Source organism: Lysinibacillus sp. FSL R5-0849 (assembly GCF_038595075.1).
Taxonomy (GTDB): Bacteria; Bacillota; Bacilli; order Bacillales_A; family Planococcaceae; genus Lysinibacillus; species Lysinibacillus fusiformis.
Window position 1 is genome coordinate 470,464 of record NZ_CP152004.1, and the last position, 21,274, is coordinate 491,737.

The 21,274-nt window shown below is 36.6% G+C and carries 20 protein-coding genes, 1 pseudogene, 1 riboswitch and 1 other annotated feature; of the genes and pseudogenes, 16 read left to right on the forward strand and 5 right to left on the reverse strand.

All coding sequences use genetic code 11. The features are described from left to right. Positions 1 to 3 precede the first annotated feature (3 nt). From MKY80_RS02250 to MKY80_RS02285, 8 genes are read left to right on the forward strand one after another with little or no spacing between them, the layout of a single operon-like run. Positions 4 to 996, forward strand: a complete 993-nt coding sequence (locus tag MKY80_RS02250) for an ABC transporter ATP-binding protein (RefSeq protein WP_043990077.1) — start codon at positions 4 to 6, stop codon at positions 994 to 996. Next, the gene (locus MKY80_RS02255) at positions 989 to 1,954 is read left to right on the forward strand and encodes a dipeptide ABC transporter ATP-binding protein (protein WP_089985982.1); all 966 of its coding nucleotides are present in this window, start codon (positions 989 to 991) and stop codon (positions 1,952 to 1,954) included. The genes MKY80_RS02250 and MKY80_RS02255 overlap by 8 nt, the downstream gene beginning before the upstream one ends. A gap of 18 nt (positions 1,955 to 1,972) precedes the next feature. After that, a complete protein-coding gene (locus MKY80_RS02260) occupies positions 1,973 to 2,851 on the forward strand; it encodes a sugar phosphate isomerase/epimerase family protein (RefSeq protein ID WP_239354119.1) in 879 nt (292 codons plus the stop codon). Positions 2,852 to 2,863: 12 nt separating this feature from the next. Next, positions 2,864 to 3,922, forward strand: coding sequence for a Gfo/Idh/MocA family oxidoreductase (locus tag MKY80_RS02265; protein ID WP_096363483.1), 1,059 nt, complete (start codon positions 2,864 to 2,866; stop codon positions 3,920 to 3,922). A 1-nt stretch (position 3,923) separates the two neighbouring features. After that, positions 3,924 to 4,805, forward strand: coding sequence for a sugar phosphate isomerase/epimerase family protein (locus MKY80_RS02270; protein WP_096363484.1), 882 nt, complete (start codon positions 3,924 to 3,926; stop codon positions 4,803 to 4,805). A 14-nt stretch (positions 4,806 to 4,819) separates the two neighbouring features. Beyond that, positions 4,820 to 5,971 (forward strand): ROK family transcriptional regulator, encoded by a 1,152-nt coding sequence (locus MKY80_RS02275; RefSeq protein ID WP_239354120.1) that lies wholly within the window; start codon positions 4,820 to 4,822, stop codon positions 5,969 to 5,971. Between the two features lie 18 nt (positions 5,972 to 5,989). Further along, a complete protein-coding gene (locus MKY80_RS02280; RefSeq protein ID WP_342531795.1) occupies positions 5,990 to 6,991 on the forward strand; it encodes an asparaginase in 1,002 nt (333 codons plus the stop codon). Positions 6,992 to 7,003: 12 nt separating this feature from the next. Further along, the gene (locus MKY80_RS02285; protein ID WP_090002473.1) at positions 7,004 to 8,002 is read left to right on the forward strand and encodes a BadF/BadG/BcrA/BcrD ATPase family protein; all 999 of its coding nucleotides are present in this window, start codon (positions 7,004 to 7,006) and stop codon (positions 8,000 to 8,002) included. 27 nt (positions 8,003 to 8,029) lie between these two features. Here MKY80_RS02285 and MKY80_RS02290 read toward each other — a convergent pair whose 3' ends face one another. Next, positions 8,030 to 9,196, reverse strand: coding sequence for an FtsW/RodA/SpoVE family cell cycle protein (locus MKY80_RS02290; protein ID WP_043990073.1), 1,167 nt, complete (start codon positions 9,194 to 9,196; stop codon positions 8,030 to 8,032). Positions 9,197 to 9,440: 244 nt separating this feature from the next. Between MKY80_RS02290 and MKY80_RS02295 the strand changes: the two genes are divergently transcribed. Both MKY80_RS02295 and MKY80_RS02300 read left to right on the forward strand, forming a co-directional pair. Continuing rightward, complete coding sequence (locus MKY80_RS02295) at positions 9,441 to 11,111, forward strand: methyl-accepting chemotaxis protein (RefSeq protein WP_090002477.1); 1,671 nt, start codon at positions 9,441 to 9,443, stop codon at positions 11,109 to 11,111. A 348-nt stretch (positions 11,112 to 11,459) separates the two neighbouring features. Continuing rightward, positions 11,460 to 12,413: an L-threonine 3-dehydrogenase gene (locus MKY80_RS02300; protein WP_008176053.1), complete on the forward strand. Its 954-nt coding sequence runs from the start codon at positions 11,460 to 11,462 to the stop codon at positions 12,411 to 12,413. Between the two features lie 181 nt (positions 12,414 to 12,594). On the opposite strand, the gene trpB is transcribed toward MKY80_RS02300, so the two are convergent. From trpB to MKY80_RS02320, 4 genes and pseudogenes are all read right to left on the reverse strand, one after another. After that, positions 12,595 to 13,758: a tryptophan synthase subunit beta gene (trpB, locus tag MKY80_RS02305; RefSeq protein WP_008176051.1), complete on the reverse strand. Its 1,164-nt coding sequence runs from the start codon at positions 13,756 to 13,758 to the stop codon at positions 12,595 to 12,597. Positions 13,759 to 13,817: 59 nt separating this feature from the next. Then, positions 13,818 to 14,018 (reverse strand) — a binding site (T-box leader). 66 nt (positions 14,019 to 14,084) lie between these two features. Continuing rightward, positions 14,085 to 14,570 (reverse strand): QueT transporter family protein, encoded by a 486-nt coding sequence (locus tag MKY80_RS02310; protein ID WP_008176048.1) that lies wholly within the window; start codon positions 14,568 to 14,570, stop codon positions 14,085 to 14,087. Positions 14,571 to 14,576: 6 nt separating this feature from the next. Continuing rightward, a riboswitch (PreQ1 riboswitch) is annotated at positions 14,577 to 14,621 on the reverse strand. Positions 14,622 to 14,897: 276 nt separating this feature from the next. Next, entirely contained in the window at positions 14,898 to 15,317 is a 420-nt protein-coding gene (locus MKY80_RS02315; protein WP_342532986.1) for a tyrosine-type recombinase/integrase, read from the reverse strand. After that, positions 15,303 to 15,605 (reverse strand): annotated as a pseudogene (locus MKY80_RS02320) (S24 family peptidase); the annotation flags it as partial. The pseudogene MKY80_RS02320 and the gene MKY80_RS02315, both read right to left, overlap by 15 nt. A 38-nt stretch (positions 15,606 to 15,643) precedes the next feature. Between MKY80_RS02320 and MKY80_RS02325 the strand changes: the two are divergent. The 6 genes from MKY80_RS02325 (at position 15,644) to MKY80_RS02350 (ending at position 21,173) form a co-directional block, all read left to right on the forward strand. Beyond that, a complete protein-coding gene (locus tag MKY80_RS02325) occupies positions 15,644 to 16,288 on the forward strand; it encodes an abortive infection family protein (protein ID WP_342531799.1) in 645 nt (214 codons plus the stop codon). 310 nt (positions 16,289 to 16,598) lie between these two features. Then, positions 16,599 to 17,417 (forward strand): hypothetical protein, encoded by an 819-nt coding sequence (locus MKY80_RS02330; protein WP_342531801.1) that lies wholly within the window; start codon positions 16,599 to 16,601, stop codon positions 17,415 to 17,417. Positions 17,418 to 17,447: 30 nt separating this feature from the next. Continuing rightward, a complete protein-coding gene (locus tag MKY80_RS02335; RefSeq protein WP_096363490.1) occupies positions 17,448 to 17,903 on the forward strand; it encodes a hypothetical protein in 456 nt (151 codons plus the stop codon). Positions 17,904 to 18,253: 350 nt separating this feature from the next. Continuing rightward, positions 18,254 to 19,276 (forward strand): ABC transporter substrate-binding protein, encoded by a 1,023-nt coding sequence (locus MKY80_RS02340; RefSeq protein WP_043990112.1) that lies wholly within the window; start codon positions 18,254 to 18,256, stop codon positions 19,274 to 19,276. Positions 19,277 to 19,357: 81 nt separating this feature from the next. After that, a complete protein-coding gene (locus MKY80_RS02345; RefSeq protein ID WP_342531804.1) occupies positions 19,358 to 20,386 on the forward strand; it encodes an ABC transporter permease in 1,029 nt (342 codons plus the stop codon). Then, positions 20,379 to 21,173: an ABC transporter ATP-binding protein gene (locus MKY80_RS02350; protein ID WP_008176041.1), complete on the forward strand. Its 795-nt coding sequence runs from the start codon at positions 20,379 to 20,381 to the stop codon at positions 21,171 to 21,173. The genes MKY80_RS02345 and MKY80_RS02350 overlap by 8 nt, the downstream gene beginning before the upstream one ends. Positions 21,174 to 21,274: the final 101 nt, after the last annotated feature.

The following is a 21,274-nucleotide window of genomic DNA, read 5'->3' on the forward strand; positions in this document are numbered from 1 at the left end:
CCTATGACAGAACATGTATTACGAGTAACAGATTTAGAAACGTCCTTTATGCGTGATAAAACAGAGATCAAGATATTAAGAGGTGTCAATTTTTCGATTCGTAAAGGCGAGATATTGGGCTTAGTTGGAGAATCAGGCAGTGGGAAAAGCTTAACGTCTTTATCTATTATGCAATTATTTCATGGAACTACAGGCAAAATTGTCAATGGCTCTATTCATTTTAATGGGGAAGATTTGACCAAAATGTCTGAATCCGATATTCGGAAAATTCGTGGAAAACAAATGGCGATGATCTTTCAAGAGCCTATGACCTCTTTAAATCCCGTTTTAAAAATTGGTAAGCAGTTAATGGAAGCAATTGAGATGCATTTGAAGCTGCCAAAAGGTGAAAGTAAACATCATGCCATTCAAATGTTAAAGAGTGTAGGAATAGGAAGAGCCGAAGAAATCATTCATGAATATCCACATCAGCTATCAGGGGGGATGCGGCAGAGAGTGATGATTGCTATGGCGATGGCCTGCCACCCCAATCTACTTATTGCTGACGAACCAACTACTGCACTAGATGTTACGATACAAGCGCAAATTTTAGAGTTAATGAAAAAGTTAAAGGAAGAAAATGAAACAGCTATTTTATTAATCACACATGATTTAGGCGTTGTGGCCGAAATGTGCGATAAAGTGGTCGTGATGTACGCAGGGCAGGTTGTAGAGGAAGCAGATGTCTTTGAATTGTTTGCAAGCCCTAAGCATCCTTATACGAAAGGCTTAATTGCATCTGTGCCAAAAATTGGTGAAAAAAAGGAAGTATTAGATTCTATCAGTGGTCATGTACCATCTCCGCAACATATGCCGATTGGTTGTAAATTTGCTCCGCGCTGTCATCAAGTGATGTCTATATGTCATCAGGAATGTCCACCGACAGTGGAAATTTCAGCTACTCGCCAATGTAGCTGCTGGCTATATGTGAAAAAGGATGTGGAAATCAATGCCTAACAGTATATTAAAAGTGGAGAATTTAAAAAAGAGCTTTCAAATTGCGGGTGGGTTATTTCAAAAGAGACAACATGTTAATGCTGTAATAGATGTTTCCTTTGAAATAGAAGAAGGGACAACATTTAGTTTAGTTGGAGAGAGTGGTTGCGGGAAATCAACAACTGGCAGGCTAATCACTAGATTAATAGAGCCATCAAGTGGAAGTATCGTTGTCGATGGAAAAGAAGTGGCTACTGCCAAGCAATCTGAATTAAAGCATCTAAGACAAACTGTCCAAATGATTTTTCAAGATCCTTATGCCTCCTTAAATCCAAGAATGAAAGTAAAAGAATTAGTTGGTGAACCGCTAGAAATTCATACAAAGCTATCAAAAGCCGAGCGTGAAAAGCTAGTACTCGAAATGCTTGAAGTAGTTGGCTTGAATGCTGATCATGCTGATCGTTATGCACATGAATTTAGTGGTGGACAAAGACAGCGTTTAGGGATTGCACGTGCTTTAATTACAAAACCTAAAATCATTATTGCTGATGAGCCTGTGTCTGCACTGGATGTTTCTATACAATCACAAATTTTGAATCTATTAAAGCAATTGCAGCAAGAATATAAAATATCCTATCTTTTTATTTCACATGATTTAAGTGTTGTAGAGCATATTAGTCATTATATTGGTGTCATGTATTTAGGAACAATCGTAGAAATCGGAAAAAAAGAAGCGATCTTTAATGATCCTAAGCATCCGTATACACAAGCCCTTATTGCCTCTGTACCGATTGCAGACCCAATGTTAAGAAAGAAAAAGAAAGTGTTGATAGGTGATATTCCAAATCCTAAAAATCCACCAAGCGGTTGTACCTTCCATACAAGATGTCCCTTTGCAGCAGATATATGTAAGCAAAAGATTCCGGAAATGAAAAAAATTAACGAAGAGCAAAGTGTAGCTTGTCACTTTGTCAATTGAAAAGGAGAGATGTTTTAAATGAAAGTAGGCTTAAGCACATACAGTATGGTCAAAAAAATGAAGCAGGGCGAAATGAGTGTTCTGGATGTTTTGCAATGGGTAGCGGATAATGGTGGTCAGCATGTAGAGTTAGTGCCCTATGAATTCACAGTAGTAGATAATGATGAGCTCGCCACTCAAATAAAAGAGAAAGCTACTGAACTAGGATTGGAGTTATCTGCCTACTCATTACCCGCAAACTTTATTCATGAGACTGAGGAAGCCTTTTTTGAAGAAGTGGAGCGCTTAAAGAAACACGTAGATGTTGTACATCGTATGGGTATCAAAATTATGCGCCATGACGTTACACTTTTTACTTTACCAAAGGAGCAAACAACCATTCATTATTACAATGAACATTTAGATGAAATGGTAAGGGGCTGTCAATTGCTTGCAGATTATGCGAAACAATTCAATATCACCACAACTATTGAAAATCATGGCTTTAATGTTCAAACAAGTGATCGTGTACAACAATTAATTCAAGCCGTTAACAGAGATAATTTTAAAACTACATTAGATATCGGGAATTTTTTATGTATAGATGAAGAGCCTCTTATTGGTGTTATGAAAAATATATCCTATGCCGCTACCGTGCATTTTAAAGATTTTTATATTCGCCCTTATTTTGAAAATCCCGGTGATGGCGAATGGTTCCGTACAGTTCATAACAATTACATCCGAGGAGCAATTGTCGGACATGGTGATATTAATATTCGAGAAATTATAAAGCTTGTCAAAGGCTATGGATACGATGGTTATATTACAGTGGAGTTTGAAGGTATGGAGGATTGTCAGGTTGGTTCAAAAATAGGAATGGATAATGTTCGTCGTTTATGGGATGAATGTAAGCTTTAAGGAGGGAAGAACATGGACAAATTAAAAGTTTGTGTAATCGGAACAGGCTCTATTTCGGATTATCATTTAGGCTCTTATATGAAAAATCCATCAGTTGAGTTATATGGTGTGTATGATACTTCTATTGAGAGGGGGAAAGCAAAAGCTGCTCAATTTGGAGCCACTCATGTTTTCTCTTCTAAAGAGGCATTATTTGCAGATAAAAATGTAGAAGCTGTCAGTATTTGTACATGGAATAATACACATGCAGAGCTAGCCATTCTCGCTTTAGAAAATGATTTACATGTACTTATTGAAAAACCCTTATCTATGACTTATGCGGAGGCATTAAACATCCAAAAGGTTGCCGGAAAACATCGTAAAGTATTTCAGGTCGGCTATGTAAGACGTTTTGCAACGAACACAAAGGTGCTGAAACAGTTCATAGATGATAATAAATTAGGGGATATTTATTATGCGAAAGCTTCTTGCTTAAGAAGATTAGGTAATCCAGGAGGTTGGTTTGCAGAAATCGATAAATCTGGTGGTGGCCCATTAATAGATTTAGGTGTCCATGTTATTGATATATGCTGGTACTTAATGGGGAGGCCGAAAGTGAAGCGTGTAACAGGTCACACCTATAATCAATTAGGAAATAGAAATCATATTGAACATTTATCTTTTTATAAAGCGGCAGACTATGATGCTACTAAAAATACAGTTGAGGACTTAGCTAACGCCCTTATAACATTTGAGAACGGGGCTTCATTAATGGTGGATGTTTCCTATACGCTACATGCTATAAAAGATGAAATGAGCATTAAGTTATATGGCACAAATGGGGGAGCAGAGCTAGAGCCTGAGCTGAAAATTGTCAGCGAGGAGCATAATACCATTTTAAATATTCATCCTCAAATTAATGATCTATCCTTTGATTTTGTAACAGCCTTTCAGAATGAAATCAATACGTTTGTTGATTGCTGTCTTCACCAATATAATTCAGTGGCACCTGTTGAGGATGGGGTAGAAATTATGAAGATTTTAGAGGGGATTTATATTTCTGCAAGACAAGGAAAGGAAGTCGTATATTAAAATGGTGAAATTGAACAATAGAATTGGTGTGATTGTAGACAGCTTTAGATTGCCTATTCGTGAGGGATTGCTAAAAGCGAAAGAGGTCGGTGCACAAGGTGTTCAAATGTACGCAGTTTCAGGTGAGCTAGATCCGGACCATTTAAATGCTATACAAAGAGCTGAATTGAAGCGATATATTGTAGATTTAGGGCTCGAAATTTCAGCATTATGTGGAGATTTGGGAGGACATGGCTTTCAAGATAAACATGAAAATAAATGGAAAATAAAAAAATCGAAGGATATTATGCAATTGGCAAAAGATCTTGGTACATCGATTGTTACGACTCATATTGGGATCATTCCTGAAGATGAGAATGATCCAATCTATCAAACTATGCTAGAAGCATGTGAAGAATTAGGGCAATTTGCTACATCACTAGATGCTTATTTTGCAATTGAAACAGGACCAGAGACGAGTCAAACATTAAAGAAATTTTTAGATAAACTATCCACGGATGGTGTATCAGTTAATTTTGATCCTGCCAATATGGTAATGGTAACCAAGGATGATCCTGTGGCGGGAGTGAAGCTTTTAAGAAATTATATTGTACATACACATGTGAAGGATGGCATTCAATTACAGCAAACGAATCCAAAAGACGTGTATGGGTACTTAGGATACGATTCTGGAACATCTCATGATAAGATAGAAGAAATGGTGGAAAATGGGGATTTCTTTAGAGAGCTTCCACTAGGTCAGGGAGATGTCAATTTCGAGCTTTATTTTTCAGCTTTACAAGAAATCGGATACAATGGCTATTTAACTATTGAACGAGAAGTGAGATCAAATCCCGAAAAAGACATCAGAGAGGCTGTACAATTCATAGAAATGTTTAAATAGGGGATGAATCTAATTTGAAAAAGCAAGATCAAGTACAAATGAGAAGACAAAATAAGTATATTGTGCTTGACGCAATTAGGCAGATGGCACCGATTTCAAGAATTCAATTATCAAAGTATACAAAAATGAGTCCTACGACTATTACTCGTATTGTGCAGGAGCTAGAAGCGGAAGGCTTTATACTTGAAGGGATTTCAGAGGAAACTGCCATTGGTAGACGGCCAACATTAATTCATATGCGTGAAGATGCTTTATATACTATAGGGATCGAGATAGATTGCTTTACAATTCGACTTGGTATATTAGATTTTTTAGGAAAACTGATCGCTTTTCAGGAAATCAAATGCAGCATAAAGCATCGTTATGAGGAAGCAATCCATCTATTAAAAAGCTCCATAGCGACTATTATGTCAGAATATCAGATTGCTCAGGAGAAATTATTAGGCATTGGAATAGGGGTACCAGGTGTCATTAATAACGAAGAAGGGATTATAGTTTCTTCTGAGCAATTAAAGTGGGAAAACTGCCGTATAGGAGAGGACCTAAATGGTGTTTTTGATTGTGAAGTCATCGTAGATAATGAATTGAAAATGCAAATCATTGCAGAAATTGGTGATATCTATACGCCTCTTTATTCAAATTGTATTTTAGTAGGGATGGGAACGGGCGTCGGAGCATCGATATTACTAAACGGAGAAGTGTATCGTGGCATTCAAAACAAAGCGGGAGAAATAAGTCATATAACGATTAATCCCTTTGGTGAAATGTGTCACTGTGGAAAACGAGGGTGCTTGTCGATGTATATTTCAGAAATGACCTTACTCAATAGAACGCCTAAAAATCTAAATATTCAATCAATAGAAGATGTTTTACAGTGTGTGGATCGAGGCGAACAATGGGCAGTGGACATTCAACAAGATGTAGCTACATATCTAGCCATTGCTATCAATAATTTGGTGTGTTTATATGAACCGGAAGCCGTTATTGTTAGCGGTGAAATTATTGAGCACAATGTAACATTTCAAAAACTTCTTAGTGAAAAATGCAAACAATATATATGGAAAGAACTACAACCTCATTTTGTTTTACAGTTTTCAAACCAATTAAAAGAGGGCGTGGTCAAAGGAGCAGCATTACAGGCACAAAAGCAACTGCTGTCTGTTTAAAGAAAGGTTGGTTGATTCGTGGCTTACTCAGAATTTTTGAAAGAGTACCGTTCAGGATTAATGGAAAATGTGCATTATGGACAAATGAGTGCTGTGAATCTAGCGAAGGAAGAATTCGTTTCAGTTGGTCAAGATTATGAGCCTGTGTATTTTCGTTCTGCAGCAAAACCATTTCAAGCCATTCCAATTTTCATGACTGATTTTATAGAAAAGTATGAGATAACTTCAACGGAAAGTGCATTATTTTTGGCATCGCAAAGAGGTGAAATATACCATCAAGAGGCATTGACCTCTTTGCTGGAGAAAATTCCTGTTGGTGAAAATGATCTAATTTGTGCAGCGTCATATCCGCTTAACGAAGAACCAAAAACACTCTATATTCAACAAGGATTCCAAAAAAGGAAGCTACTTCATAATTGCGCAGGTAAGCATTTAGGATTTTTAACTGCTTGTCTGGCGAATGGCTATAATTTTCAACAGTATTGTCATCCAGATCATCCATTACAGCAAATGATAAAAAAATACATTGCTTATTTAAGTGACTATGATGAGGGAAAAATTCGCACAGGAATAGACGGTTGTGGCGCACCTGTTTTTGCGATTCCACTAAAAAATATGGCGATAGCCTATTTAAAGCTAGCACGGCCAGAATTGATTGATGATGATCAAGTTCGTGAGGTGGTAAAAAAGCTTACGACAGTTATGAATCAAGAAAATCAAATTATCGCAGCTGAAAATTTTATTTGTACAGCATTATTAAAAGATCCTAATATTGTAGCAAAGGGTGGAGCTCAGGGTGTATATTGTTTTGCTCTACGAAACGAAGGGGTAAGCTTTGCCCTGAAAATTATGAATGGCTCAGAAAGTCCATGGCCAAATGTAATTGCTTCTGTGTTAGAACAAATTCAGTATTCAAATGTTGAAACAATTGAGCGAATAAAAGCATTATCGCCTTCCTTTGTGCGAAATGACGCAGGGCATGAGGTAGGCGAAATCGTTTCCACAATTAAAATCGTATAGAGGTGAAGGCACTTGTATGTTTTGGCAATTGACGGTGGTGGAACGAAGACAATTGCTACCATCTCTACATTCAGTGGGCAAGTAATAGCCCTCGCAAAAACGGGTAAAAGTAACCCTACATCCATGAACATCGAGCAATTTACGCAGACGATAACAGAACTTATAAATCAATTGAAGAGTCAACAACCTCTCCATTTTCATCAACTAACAAAATGCCATGCAGGACTTTCTGGTGTGACAGAAAATAATAATGAGGACATTACACAGACATTATTAACGTCGCTTTTACCAAAGGGCTGTCAATTAACTTTATCAAATGATGGATTGAATGCACTGTATGCAGGGACATTAGGTCAACCTGGCATTGTTCAAATATCGGGTACAGGTGCGATTACATTAAGTATAGATTCAACTGGAAGAATTGAGCGGACAGCAGGATGGGGTTATATATTTGATGATGAGGGCAGTGGCTATGATATAGGTATTCGAACATTAAAGGCGATTTTTAAAGAATTTGATAAAAGAGGTCCAGAAACGATATTAACGGGCGCTGTATTAGCCTATTTTCAAGTGCAATCTGTGCCACAAATCATTGAAATTGTATATGGTGAAGGGCATCCACGAGATATAATTGCTCCGTTAAGTAAAGTAGCGATAGAGTGCACAAAACGTGGAGATATAGTAGCAAATACTATTATAGATGAAGTGTGCCATATTTTTTATCAAAGTATCGATGCTTGTTACAAAAAAAATCCATTCTTCGCTGAACGTGTAAAAGTCGTGTTAGCAGGTGGAGTTTTTAAGGAATTGCCATTATTTATTGAAAAACTAGCTGTGCTGGATAAAAAGTATAGCAATCAATATGACTTTATGGGTGCTTCCAGCTTACCGGTAGGTGGTGCCGCGTTAGCCGCATTAAAATTACCTAGTAAGGAAGCTGAAATATTTATAGATCAATATAATGAGAGTATTCATGAGTTTTTAAATGAAGATGAATCCCCCAGCAAGTAGAGAATATCCTTCTCTACTTGCATTTAGTTAATCTCCTCTTTTAAACATATACCCCTTATAGGATTTATGAATAATCATGACAATTCCCATTAGCATGAAATTTGACAATAGTGAACTACCCCCATAGCTTAAGAAAGGTAAAGTAACTCCAGTGACTGGTAAAAGTCCAAGTGTCATGCCAATATTTTGAGTAATTTGGAAGGCTAATAAGCTTGATATCCCTGCGCCCATTAATGTCATAAAAGGGTCTTTTGCTTCAACAGAAATAAGAACAATTCTGTAGATGACAAAAAACAGTAAAGCAATGACAAATGCCCCGCCAGCAAACCCTAATTCCTCGGCAATTGCAGAAAAAATAAAATCAGTATGCTTCTCTGGCACATAAACATTATTATTCAGATAGCCCTTCCCGAAAAATTCCCCCGACCCGATGGCTAAAAAGCCTTGGCGAACCTGAAACGAAGAATCTATGTAATCATAAGGCTGTAGCCACCCATAAATACGAGATACTTGATGTCCTGATAGGGCACCTAAAATTTTTTCTGTAAAAAAATCATTAAATCTGACATAAAGTACTACAACTGTACTGATTAAAACTAGAGGTATGGCCGTAAATACAATCAGTAATTTCCTATGTATGCCTGAAAAAAATAACATGGGTAGAATCATTGCCATGTATAACATAACCATGCCTGTGTCGGGTTGTTTATAAACAAGGAGCGAAGGGGGAAGGACAATAAGTCCAATTTTCACAAATAGCCATAAATCAGCTAGATAGGAAGGACGTGCATTTTTCTCTTGATGAGAGATAATGATTTTACTCACAACAATTAAAAAGGCAAATTTTAAAAACTCCGATGGCTGAAGAGAACCTAGAAAGGGTATTTGATACCAAGATTTAGCCTCGTTTATCGTCCGTGCAATACTCTCTGGTGCTACTATGAGTCCAGCAGTTAACGCTACCGCTAATCCATAAAATGGCCATCCAATCTTTTTTAATTGTTCAATATCAAGTAAAGAAATCCCAAACATGATTATAAATCCAATAAGATAAAAGATAAATTGCTTAACAATGAAGGAACTGGCATATTGTCCGAAATTGACACTGCTAGAATGGACAAAAAGGCAGCTAAAACCTCCAAGTAAAAAGAGGCTCACAACTAAACTTCCATCCAATTTCTTAAGCTGCGACAAATGTAACACCTTCTTTCTATAGTTACTACTATAAACGCTGGTAATGTGTGGAAGGTTGCAACTATTTGTATGATGTAAATAAGGGATGATGGTATGAATCAATTTGTGCTGTAAATTACCTATTTGGGGCTGGTGAATGGGCATAATTTCTTAATTCTTCGTCTAATCTTTACAAAAACATAACACTGGCTTTATATCTTCATACTATCATTATTGGTAAGAGTTGGAGGAGGAGCCAGAGAACATGCATTTTTTTCGTTTCATAAAGGTGAAGGACAAGTTACTTGTACTTATGATTGTTTGTGTATTATCGAATGTATTGCTAGGTGTATTTAGTGTGGATTATTTAAGGAAAATGTCGTGGCATGCAAGTGAGAGTTACAAACAGGGGCTTGTTCCAATTGGGTGGCTAAATGAGCTGGAAGAATCGCAACGTCAGTTAGATTTTATCGTCGATTCTGATGGCAATTATACAGGAATGTCTTCCATTTTAAAAGACGTGGATAAGCCGTTAGACCATTTAAAAAGCCAAGAAATTGATAAAAAAATGAGTCATCAAATTAATAAGTATAAGTCCTTACTAGGGAAGCAGAGAGAATTGATTGAGGGCTACCAGCAATTGACCCAAAGTGAACAAGAGAAATTTTATTCGCAGACGTTTCTACCATTAAGTCAGGAAATTCATACATTATTAGAAGAAACACAAAACTATCTTATTCAACGAGCAAAAGACCAACAACAGTCCTATCAAGAAGATGTTCAATTTGGTTATTGGTTGCTTGGTGGTGTGTGTTTAACAGTTGTGATGCTAGTTATTATTATAGGATTTATAGCAACAAAAGCGGTCAATGTCCCTACACGGCAATTAAAATCATTATTAAAACAGGCTGAACAGGGTGATTTCACTGCCAATGCAAGTTATGTGGCCCATGATGAGCTTGGTGAGGTAGTGCTATCTTACAATCAAATGGTCACAGAAGTGAAACGTTTGCTCCATACAGTTACGGACAGTGCCTACGAAGTGGAGGAAATGACCGGGAAATTGCAGGAGTCCTCGGAGGAATCTTCAACAACGACATTGAAAATAGCAAAAGATGTGCAATCTATTTCAGATTCAACGGCAGCGTCTACTGATAAATTGGCTTCCAATACATCATCTTTAGAAGAAGTTTTAAATGATGTACAAGTTATATTAGAAAAAATTCAAATTGTAGAAAACTTCGCTCATAAAACAGCTCGAGATGCGGAAAGCGGAACTGAAATTGTGCAAGCCAATTTAGCACAAATGCAGACAATTAAGCAAGCTGTAGAGAAATCCAATACAGCCATCTTTAATTTAGTCGAACGAGCATCATCAATCGATCAAATGATTGAGGTCATTGAAAAAATAACAGCACAAACAAATCTATTAGCGTTAAATGCATCGATTGAAGCGGCAAGAGCGGGCGAGCATGGCAAGGGATTTGCGGTAGTAGCGAACGAGGTACGCAAGCTTGCAGAGCAAACTGTTCATTCAACGCAAACTATTACGTCCATTGTACAAAACATTCATCTAGATTCAAGCTATGCAGTACAGATGATGGAGGGTGTGCTTATGGCAACCGAAAAAGGAGTTGCTGTAACAGGACAAACGGCCTCTAGTTTTGATCAGATTTTAGAAAAAGTACATACAATCAAGCCTTATATTATGGAAGTCTCTTCTACAGTCCAAGAAATTGCCAATCATACAAAAACGGTTAGTGAGGATGCGGTTATGCTGACATCGTTATCTGATACGAATACTGTATCGACGAAGCATGTTGCTGCTTTAACAGCCGATCAATTAACAGCACAGCAACAATTCCACAATTATATTAAAGAATTACGAAAGGTATCGAAAGTGCTACAAATAGCCGTTAAACGTTTTTCAATATAATTTAGTCCTTCATATTTTAATGGCTATAGAATCTTCTTTGCAAAGTTAGCAAAGGAGATTCTTTTTTATTTGCTCTAATAACTTGTTGGATGGGAGTTTCAATATGTGTCCTCTATGAATGTACAAATGTATTTGATATATTTTTGTAGCACAATAATTTAAAATGTTCATATACTGAGAAGTAAGGGATAGTATGTTTCTTTTATGAATATTTTTAATATAATTGTTGTATTTTCAAAACGAACACATTATAATGAATTTCATTGAAAGTGTTATTAAATCAATGTTTATTAATATATTTTTGTACTTTCTGTAAGTACAATTGTTCACATGTGGAGGTTTTGAGAAATGAAAAAAATTATGGTTACCGGAGCACTTGGTCAAATTGGTTCTGAGCTTGTAGAAAAACTTCGTAGTATTTATGGAGAGGACAATATACTTGCTACTGACATTAGAAAGCTTGACCATACTGAGGGCCCGTTTGAGATATTGGACGTTACAGATGGACAAAGAATGCATGATTTAGCAAAGGACTTTGGTGCTGATACAATGATGCATTTAGCAGCACTATTATCAGCTACAGCTGAAAGAAATCCTTTGTTGGCTTGGAATTTAAATATGGGTGGATTAATGAATGCTTTGGAAGTTTCACGAGAGTTAAATATGCAATTCTTCACACCAAGCTCAATAGGGGCATTCGGACCATCTACACCGAAGGAAGACACACCTCAGGATACATTGCAACGCCCGACAACTATGTATGGTGTTAATAAAGTGGCTGGCGAATTATTATGTGATTATTACTTCAGCCGTTTTGGAGTAGATACACGTGGTGTCCGTTTCCCAGGTTTAATTTCTTATGTAACACCTCCTGGTGGTGGTACAACTGATTATGCGGTAGAGATTTTCTACGAAGCGATTGAACAAGGTAAGTATACATCTTATATTCAAGAAGGTACGTATATGGATATGATGTACATGCCAGATGCTTTACAGGCAATTGTTGATTTAATGGAAGCCGATGGTAGTAAGCTTGTTCACCGTAATGCTTTTAATATAACAGCAATGAGTTTTGAACCATCGCAAATTGCAGCTGAAATAAAAAAACATTTACCGAACTTTACAATGAACTATCAGGTTGACCCAGTTCGTCAGGCAATAGCAGATAGCTGGCCAAACTCAATAAATATTGAAGCGGCACAAAAAGAGTGGGGCTTTAAAGCAGAGTACGATTTGTCAAAAATGACGGTAGATATGTTAGAAAAGCTAAAAATTAAACTGCATAAAAGAGCGATTTCATAATAGCGACTGAGCGGATGATGTGATAGACTTCATCCGTTTTTTTTATGAAATAAATGGGGGATATATATTCTTATTGGAATAGTTTCGTTTATACTTGTGTTTCAAGATCAGCAGACATTACATCATTAGTGTAAGTTGAAGAGCGATTTCCAGTTTAGGAAATCGCTCTTTCAGGTTTAAATTATTTATTTAACATATGAAAAACTTGCTCAACGTCCTTATCGCCACGACCTGAGATATTAATAATAATAATTTCATCAGTTGTAAGAGTAGGCGCTAGTTTTAGTGCATGGGCAACTGCATGAGAGCTTTCGAGTGCAGGAATAATACCTTCTACCTTCGAGAGCACCTGAAATGCCTCTAGGACTTCTTCATTTGTCACGGTAACATACTCTGCACGACCAATTGTTTTTAAGTGACTGTGCTCAGGTCCCGCACCTGGGTAATCTAACCCTGCGGCAATCGAGTATGTTGGTAGAGGGTTTCCCTCTGCGTCCTGTAGCACTAAGCATTTGAAGCCGTGTAGTTCTCCAGGTGTTCCTTCGTTAAGTGTAGCAGCTTGATCTGGCTCTATTCCGATAAGACGAACATTTTTATCAGCAATAAACTCTGCGAATGCCCCTATAGCATTACTTCCACCGCCAACACAGGCTAGGACAGCGGTTGGTAGTTTTCCTTCTTTCTCCAAAATTTGTTCGCGGCTTTCGCGGCTAATAACTGATTGGAAATGTTTAACCATTGAGGGGAATGGGTGCGGCCCAACAGCAGAGCCCAATAAATAAAATGTCGTTTCGTAGTTTGCCACCAAATCAGCGAATGCTTCATCAACGGCATCCTTTAAACGTCCTTGCCCCTTATCAACAGCTACTACCTTTGCTCCAAGAAGCTCCATTCGAAATACATTTAATGCCTGACGTTTAGTATCCTCTAACCCCATATAAATAGTACAATCCATCCCGAACATGGCACAGGCAGTAGCGGTTGCCACACCGTGTTGTCCTGCACCAGTTTCAGCAATAACGCGATTTGCTCCCATACGTTTTGCTAATAAAATTTGACCCAATACATTATTGATCTTATGTGAGCCCGTATGGTTAAGATCCTCACGCTTTAAATAAATTTTTGCGCCAGCCAATTGCTTTGTTAAATTTTCTGCAAAATAAAGGGGGGATTTGCGACCGACATATTCATGGAAATAATAATTCAATTCTGTATTAAAGTCTGCATCTTCTTTGAATTTTTGGAAATTTTCATCCAAAATAGTTAATACATGCTGAAGCTCCTCTGGAACGAAGCTTCCACCAAATTCTCCGAAATATCCTTTATTCTCTGCTACTGTACTCATCTTTCCTCGACTCCTCTACGCTCATTTTTTCATAAAAAAAAGCCACTCCAATCCTCTGTAAAAAGGACGAGTAACCGTGGTGCCACCTTTATTCGCAATTGATGCGCGCTTTCTAACTCCGATAACGGGGAGCAAATCGGCCTTACATTGGATTAAGGCTGCTCTGAAGTCCATTCACAAGTACGTACTACTGGTTTACACCGACCACCAGCTCTCTTTAAGTAACGATGCTTGCTACTATTCTTCTTCTTCGCATTTATTAGAAAGAATTGTAGAATGTTTTCAGAATATTGTCAAGAAAAAAAGACGAATCTTGTAAGACTCGTCTATTCAATCATCTCTTTAAAGTGAAGGCGTTTATTGAGTATATACATAATAGGTGCACCAACCGCTAAGACAACGAATTCACCTGCCGCCACCGTGAGCCAAGTCCAAAAGAATGGTAGCTCTAGGGCTAAATTCAATTCAAAGGCGATTATAAACATTGTGCATGTAAATAAAAATGTATTGATGATTAAACGTGCCCAAATATGTTTAACAAATTTACAAATCAAAATGAACAAACCCAATGTAATCATAGAATGTCCAACACCAAATACTAAGTCGTAGATACCGAGTGGTGAAAAGATATTAGAAATAAATACCCCTATTATGATACCAACGGCAAAGCGTGGATTAAAGGCCACTAAATGGTTGAAAATTTCAGATACACGGAACTGCACCTCTGTAAAACCAAATGGTGCAACAAGCATCGTCACAGCAATGTAAAGAGCTGCAATAATACCACTTGCTGCTAAAAATTTTATTTTCATATTCATTTCTCCTTAGTTTTTTTTCGTGGGATGGTTACGAACCACGTAGAGCAAGTGCAATCATATCAGTATTCATGCGGGTTTGTAAATAACTATGTGTAAATAATGTGTAAAATTATAAAGCGGCTAGAATATTGACCATATTATTTTCATCTTCTTCTCGAAGTTCTTTAATGAGGTGTGTGTAAATTCGAATTGTTGTATCTACATCTGCATGTCCAAGTCGGTCGGAAATATACTGAACTGTTTGTAAAATAAAATACTAGCGTGAGAATGGCGTAAACCATGAATTGAAATTTCTCCAATCTGTAATTCACGAAGTATTTTTTAAAATGCTTTATTAACACCTGTATTGCTGAAAACTTTGTATTTAGAAGCGGGATTATAAAACACTAACTTATGAATATTTTCAGGTGTCACTTCAAAAAAATGATTGAACAGACTCATCGTTACCTTGTCTATTTTAATTATGCGGTTTGAACTTTTCTTTTTGGTCTTTTTCTTACCCTCATCATAAGAACTTGTATATCCCCATGTTTTGTTAATGTTGATGGTGTTGTCTTTGAAATTAAAATCTTTTCTAGTAAGTGCGATTATTTCAGCAAAGCGCATCCCTGATTTCAAAGCTAATAAAATAATGTAGTATACAGGTCTATTATCTATTTTTAGTGATTCCATTAGATAACCGGACAACAACTTGCTTTCTGTATAGTTAATGTGCTTTTCATGTCTTGGGTTATCGGGCATTAAAAATACTGTCTCAGCTTGTCTTTTTACTCTTTTAAGAGTAGCCTCTGTATCCCCATTAACTAAGACGGCAGCAATTTCACCGTTCTCAACCTCTGGTTGTTCCCGTATTAAGACGTATGATCCATTCGGAATAGTAGGCTCCATGCTATCGCCTTTTGCTTGTAAATAGAATAGATTTCCACTTGGTAAGTTGTCAGGTGACTCATATCTGTAACCAGTTAAGTTTTCATCTGCCGTAATCGGGTCGCCACATGCGATTTTACCCAAAATTGGGACTTGTACAGTAGCAGGAGAAAAAGCAATTATGTTGTTAGTTGTAATTGGTGTATCCCAACCCATTAGGTGAGCAGGAGAAACATTCAATACACTCGCTAATTCAATCTAAAATTCTAATAGGTGTTCTAGAAAAGTATCCATTAGAGATTTTCGAAGAAAGACTAGAGAATGCATTACTAAAACAAGTTGAATTTTCTAATAAAGAGAAGTTACATGGAAAAATAACACAGTGGATTACACAATTAAAGGGAGAACTAATTGAATATGGAGAACTTAAGCATGATATTGAGTTTGTAAAAGAAGTATTGTTGCAAGCAGATACTTTGATCGATAAACATTCTTTTAGTAGTGCCGTAGATCGTGCTCACACAGCACTACATGGATATTTAAAAGCAATATGTGATGAACAGAATATTACCTTTGATGAACAGAATATAAAAATTCAAGATATGTGGGGAAGGTTGAAAATATCCCATCCAAAATTCAATATTAATGTAAAAGATCATCACAAACCTATTAATCAAACAGTCAACGCTATTGGCAAGTTTTTAGAGAACATGAATGATATTAGAAATAATCATGGTTTCTCTCACCCTAACGAAGATATAATAGAGGAAAATGAGGCGAGGTTTATTATTAATTTATTAAGAGTTTTATTGTTTTATATAGATAGCAAAACACATGATTCCTGAAATCCGAAAATTCCATCTTGTAGGGGTGGATTTTTTTATGTTAAAATTCATTACTCTTATACTACAAATCCATCACATTTAGGAGATTATTAGCTCAAAATTACCTTTATTTTATAAATAGTACTATTATTTAAAAAATTAGTTAATATAGTAAAATATGTTATTATTAACATTGTTAACCTAAATGAGCAAAAAATACTACTAGAAAGAGCTTATAGCGTCGACACTATACTCCCAGGGAAAAGCTCTATCCACTTGTTTGTGAATATGCTCATTTATATTTTGAAGATAATAAAGGTGGAATGATTAAATGTTAAAGAAATTTTTGGTGTTAACAATAGTTTTTACAATAGCATTTTTTAATGTATTTCAATTTAATAATGCTGTTGCAAAAGCAGAGAGTTCATTAGAGGATAGTAATATTGAGTTAAGTACACAATATTTAGATAATTATGCCGAAAATAACGCAAAATATAGTATAAATGGCAATTTAGAAACATATACACTAACTTTAAACGAAATAGTATATGAATTAACATATGATACAGAGACAGAATTATTTTCAACAAAAGCTATTGATTTAAATAGTGGTGAAGAATTAGACATTGAACAATTAAAAGAGCAACAACTACAAAACGGAGAAGTTGTGAGTAGTGACATTTCTGATAATTGGATTCAACCCAGGATTGCTCTTCCTTTAATCCCTGTTGCGGCTTGGGCATTTGACACCTTACTTGCTATGATTATTGCAGCATCATTAGTTACTGTAGTAGTAGTTGCGAAGGATCAAGTAAAACCTGAACTGATTTCGAGATTGAAAGACAAAAATCCAACAATTATTTATCGCAGTGGTAGTGGAAATGGCACAAATTTAACTCCAAGACCTCAAGATACTGGAGGGCTTTCTTATAACTTAAAAATGCCTAGTGGTTCGTTTACAGCAACTACCATAGAAGCTGTAAATAAAACAGGGTCATTAAAAGCTATTAAAGATGGTGGTAATCATGTTTCTGTAAAAACAGATAAGGCATCAGAAATGAAAGGTTGGATTGATAGTCGAGACAATGCAAATGACAAACCGCATAAATACACTAGGATTCTACAGGGAATTTCTGTGAAAGTTAAATAAGCAACATTTCTATGAAAGGTATGAATTTTTATGGAAGATAATTTAGTGATTTATTATTCCTATAATTTGAATTGGAATTTACCAAAGACAATTCAAAACGAAGCAAAAGCATTTCTTTGTCAAATTAACAATGAACAATTGCCACTTATATTTCAAAAATATTCAAAAGAATGTTGGGAGAACGCAGTCGATGTCGTCATATCTATCGGGTATCCAAATAATAAAGTGGCCTTGCCTAGTTTATATGAATTATTTAAGGATTTGAATTGGCCAGGAGCATCAAAAGCCTTAGATTATTTAAAGGGTCTAGAACGTCATGTGAATAGTATTTATATAGAAAATGCTTGTGCTAAAGCTGTTGAGGAAAATGATACGGAATGGCTTTACTTTCTGTATGAGGTAAGTGTACAACTTCACATTAATAAAGATGATTTTAAAGATAGTAAACTATATCACGGAATGAAAAATGCTTATGAAGAAGCTTAAATTGAATATTTTTATTGAAAAAGGCTGGGACAAAACTAGCTAATATTCAAGATAAAAGGGAAATCGATGCTTTTCGATTTCCTTTTTTGCTTACTTGACTAAATTCGCAAAATTGTCATAAATATTTTTTACTATTTTTTAAAAAGGAATCCAATAACGTAAATAGCGTAGTTTAGCGGTTTAAAGCGCCAAATTAAATGAAATGCTAAATTTTTTTTTGAAATATAAAAGTCAGAACATTCATAATGTTGTTGACGGAGCTCAATAATAACGATAATATAGCGATACATTCACACTTTGTTTGGATAAAGTGTGGTAGATATTCGAGAACTTAATCGGGGGGATTAATGGTGAAGAGCAATGTCAAAAAGCTTTCATTCCTACTCTTTGGATTAGTATTACTACTTGCAGCTTGTGGTAGTGGTGGGACTAGTTCAACAGAATCAAAAGGGAACGAAACGAATAACGCAAGTGACAGCGGGAACACAGATGATAAAACATATAAAATCGGAATTACGCAAATTGTAGAGCACCCTTCTTTAAATGCAGCGACGGAAGGCTTTAAAAAGGCGATTGAAGATGCAGGTTTAAAAGTTGAGTATGATCCACAAATCGCACAAGGCGATAATAGTCTTAACACAACGATTGCTAACAATCTAGTAAGTGCAAACGTAGATTTAATATTTGCTAACTCTACACCTTCTGCACAGGCCGCGGCAACAGCAACAAGTGATATTCCAATTATCTTTACTTCTGTAACAGATGCTGTAGGTGCTCAGCTCATAGAATCGATGGAGAAGCCAGGGAAAAATGTTACAGGTACTATCGATTTACATCCTGAAACGATTTCTAAAACGGTTGCATTTTTAAAAGAGCTAGGTGCTAAAAACATTGGTATGGTCTACAACGCTGGTGAGCAAAACTCTGTAGCACAGGTGAAGGAAGTAAAAAAAGTAATGGCTGAGCAAGGTCTTGAGGTTAAAGAGGCTTCAGCTGCAACTTCTGCAGAGGTAAAACAAGCAACTGAATCTTTAATCGGTAAAGTCGATGCATTCTATATTATTACGGACAATACAGTAGTCTCTGCTTTAGAGTCTGTCATCGATGTAGCAAATGCCAATAAATTGCCTTTAATAGTAGGGGAGCTTGACTCTGTGGCGCGAGGTGGTTTGGCTGCGTATGGTTTTGAATATTCTGACATTGGGTATGAGGCTGGGCAAATGGCAGTGAAAATTTTAAAAGGTGAAGCAACACCTGCTGAAACGCCAGCGCAATATCCACAAAATCTAAAGCTATTAATTAATAAAAAAGTAGCAGATGATTTAGGGATTGAAATTAAAGATTCTTGGGGTGCAGAACTTCTAGAAAAATAACTTGAAGCGGGGGAACCATCCCCGCTTTATCTTCATTTACCAGCAGTAGAATAATAAAGAGATTTAGGAGATGATTCAACGATGTTTTTAGCATTATTTGGCGCAGTGGAGCAAGGAATCATCTATGCAATTATGGCACTTGGTGTGTATTTAACATTTCGGGTGTTAGATTTTCCGGATTTAACGGTTGATGGAAGCTTTGTAACAGGGGCGGCGACAGCAGCAACGATGGTTTTGCTTGGCTACCACCCAATCTTAGCGACTTTAGTGGCAATTGTTGCTGGATTTATTGCTGGATGTATGACAGGAATCCTTCACACAAAAGGGAAGATAAACCCACTATTATCAGGGATTTTAATGATGATTGCCTTATATTCGATTAACCTACGGATCATGGGGTTAACTGCAGAAAATACGATAGGTCGTCCAAATATTCCATTACTAAACTCTGAAACGATATTTTCAAAGTTTCAAGCGTTTTGGAGTAATTTAGGGATAGATGATGCTCTCAACAGCCTATTAAAAGGTATGGGGATTCAGCAAGTACCAGGTACTTGGAGTGTACTAATTGTCATTGTAATGATTACAATTTTAATAAAATTAGTGGCAGATTGGTTCTTAAAAACAGAGGTTGGGCTTGCTATTCGGGCTACTGGTGATAATAAACGAATGATTCGCAGCTTCTCAGCCAATACAGATACACTCATTATTTTAGGGCTAGGACTTTCCAACGCACTTGTCGCATTTTCTGGAGCTTTAATCGCACAATATTCGAAGTTTGCTGATGTAAGTATGGGGATTGGTATGATTGTGATCGGGCTTGCATCTGTCATTATCGGGGAAGCTATTTTTGGTACAAAGACCATTATTCGTACCACTTTTGCAGTCATCGCTGGAGCTATTATTTATCGTATTATTTTAGCGTTAGCTTTACGTGTAGACTTCCTGGATTCAGGAGATATGAAATTAATTACAGCTATCATCGTCATTTTGGCGTTGATCTTGCCTCAATTTATTAACAAACGTAAGGAACGTAAACGTAAGGCTAAACGGGCTGCTGAACTTACGCAAATCAAACAAGTAGAGCAAGGAGGAAAAGGCCTTGCTTAAATTACACGGTATAAATAAGGTGTTCAATGAAGGGACACCGGATGAAAAGATCGCTCTAGCAGAAATTAACCTACATTTAAAGCCTGGTGATTTTGTTACTATTATTGGGAGTAATGGGGCAGGTAAATCAACGATGATGAATATGATTTCTGGCGCCCTAACACCAGATTTCGGCACGGTTTCGATTGATGGTAACAATGTTACTCATTTGCCTGAGTATAAGCGCTCGCAATTTATAGGTCGTGTTTTCCAGGATCCAATGGCGGGGACAGCACCTGCTATGACGATTGAGGAAAATTTAGCACTAGCCTATTCCCGTAATAAGAGTAGAGGATTGCGAAGAGGTGTAGACAAAAAACGTCGTGAGTTTTTTATTGAATCGTTAGAGATGCTTGGATTAAATTTAGAAAACCGACTTTCTGCAAAGGTTGGCTTACTTTCTGGAGGGGAACGTCAAGCTTTGTCTCTGTTAATGGCCACTTTTACAAAACCATCTATATTATTGTTAGATGAGCATACGGCTGCGCTTGATCCATCACGTGCTGAATTGATCACCCGTATTACAAAGTATTTAGTAGAAAAAGATCAGTTAACGACATTGATGGTTACACATAATATGCAACAAGCTTTAGATTTAGGGAATCGCCTAATTATGATGGATAAAGGTCAAATTATTTTAGAAGTTGGGGAAGATCGTAAGCATGAATTAACGATACCTGATTTAATGGCTGAATTTGAACGCATTCGTGGTGAGAAAATGAATTCGGACCGTGCTTTATTAGGATAAAGGTATATCGTTCATACATTCGTATGAGTGTCAGACTATAGGCAAACTCAATGACATTTGGGTTTGCCTATAGTTTTTTCATTTACAATGATGTGAGGGTC

Coding starts and splice junctions, on each gene's coding strand:
- MKY80_RS02345 (WP_342531804.1), top strand. CDS start 19,358: ATGTTTTTAGCATTATTTGGCGCAGTGGAGCAAGGAATCATCTATGCA.
- trpB (WP_008176051.1), bottom strand. CDS start 13,758: ATGAGTACAGTAGCAGAGAATAAAGGATATTTCGGAGAATTTGGTGGA.
- MKY80_RS02315 (WP_342532986.1), bottom strand. CDS start 15,317: ATGCCCGATAACCCAAGACATGAAAAGCACATTAACTATACAGAAAGC.
- MKY80_RS02330 (WP_342531801.1), top strand. CDS start 16,599: ATGTTAAAGAAATTTTTGGTGTTAACAATAGTTTTTACAATAGCATTT.
- MKY80_RS02260 (WP_239354119.1), top strand. CDS start 1,973: ATGAAAGTAGGCTTAAGCACATACAGTATGGTCAAAAAAATGAAGCAG.
- MKY80_RS02250 (WP_043990077.1), top strand. CDS start 4: ATGACAGAACATGTATTACGAGTAACAGATTTAGAAACGTCCTTTATG.
- MKY80_RS02255 (WP_089985982.1), top strand. CDS start 989: ATGCCTAACAGTATATTAAAAGTGGAGAATTTAAAAAAGAGCTTTCAA.
- MKY80_RS02295 (WP_090002477.1), top strand. CDS start 9,441: ATGCATTTTTTTCGTTTCATAAAGGTGAAGGACAAGTTACTTGTACTT.
- MKY80_RS02310 (WP_008176048.1), bottom strand. CDS start 14,570: ATGAAAATAAAATTTTTAGCAGCAAGTGGTATTATTGCAGCTCTTTAC.
- MKY80_RS02300 (WP_008176053.1), top strand. CDS start 11,460: ATGAAAAAAATTATGGTTACCGGAGCACTTGGTCAAATTGGTTCTGAG.
- MKY80_RS02265 (WP_096363483.1), top strand. CDS start 2,864: ATGGACAAATTAAAAGTTTGTGTAATCGGAACAGGCTCTATTTCGGAT.
- MKY80_RS02270 (WP_096363484.1), top strand. CDS start 3,924: ATGGTGAAATTGAACAATAGAATTGGTGTGATTGTAGACAGCTTTAGA.
- MKY80_RS02335 (WP_096363490.1), top strand. CDS start 17,448: ATGGAAGATAATTTAGTGATTTATTATTCCTATAATTTGAATTGGAAT.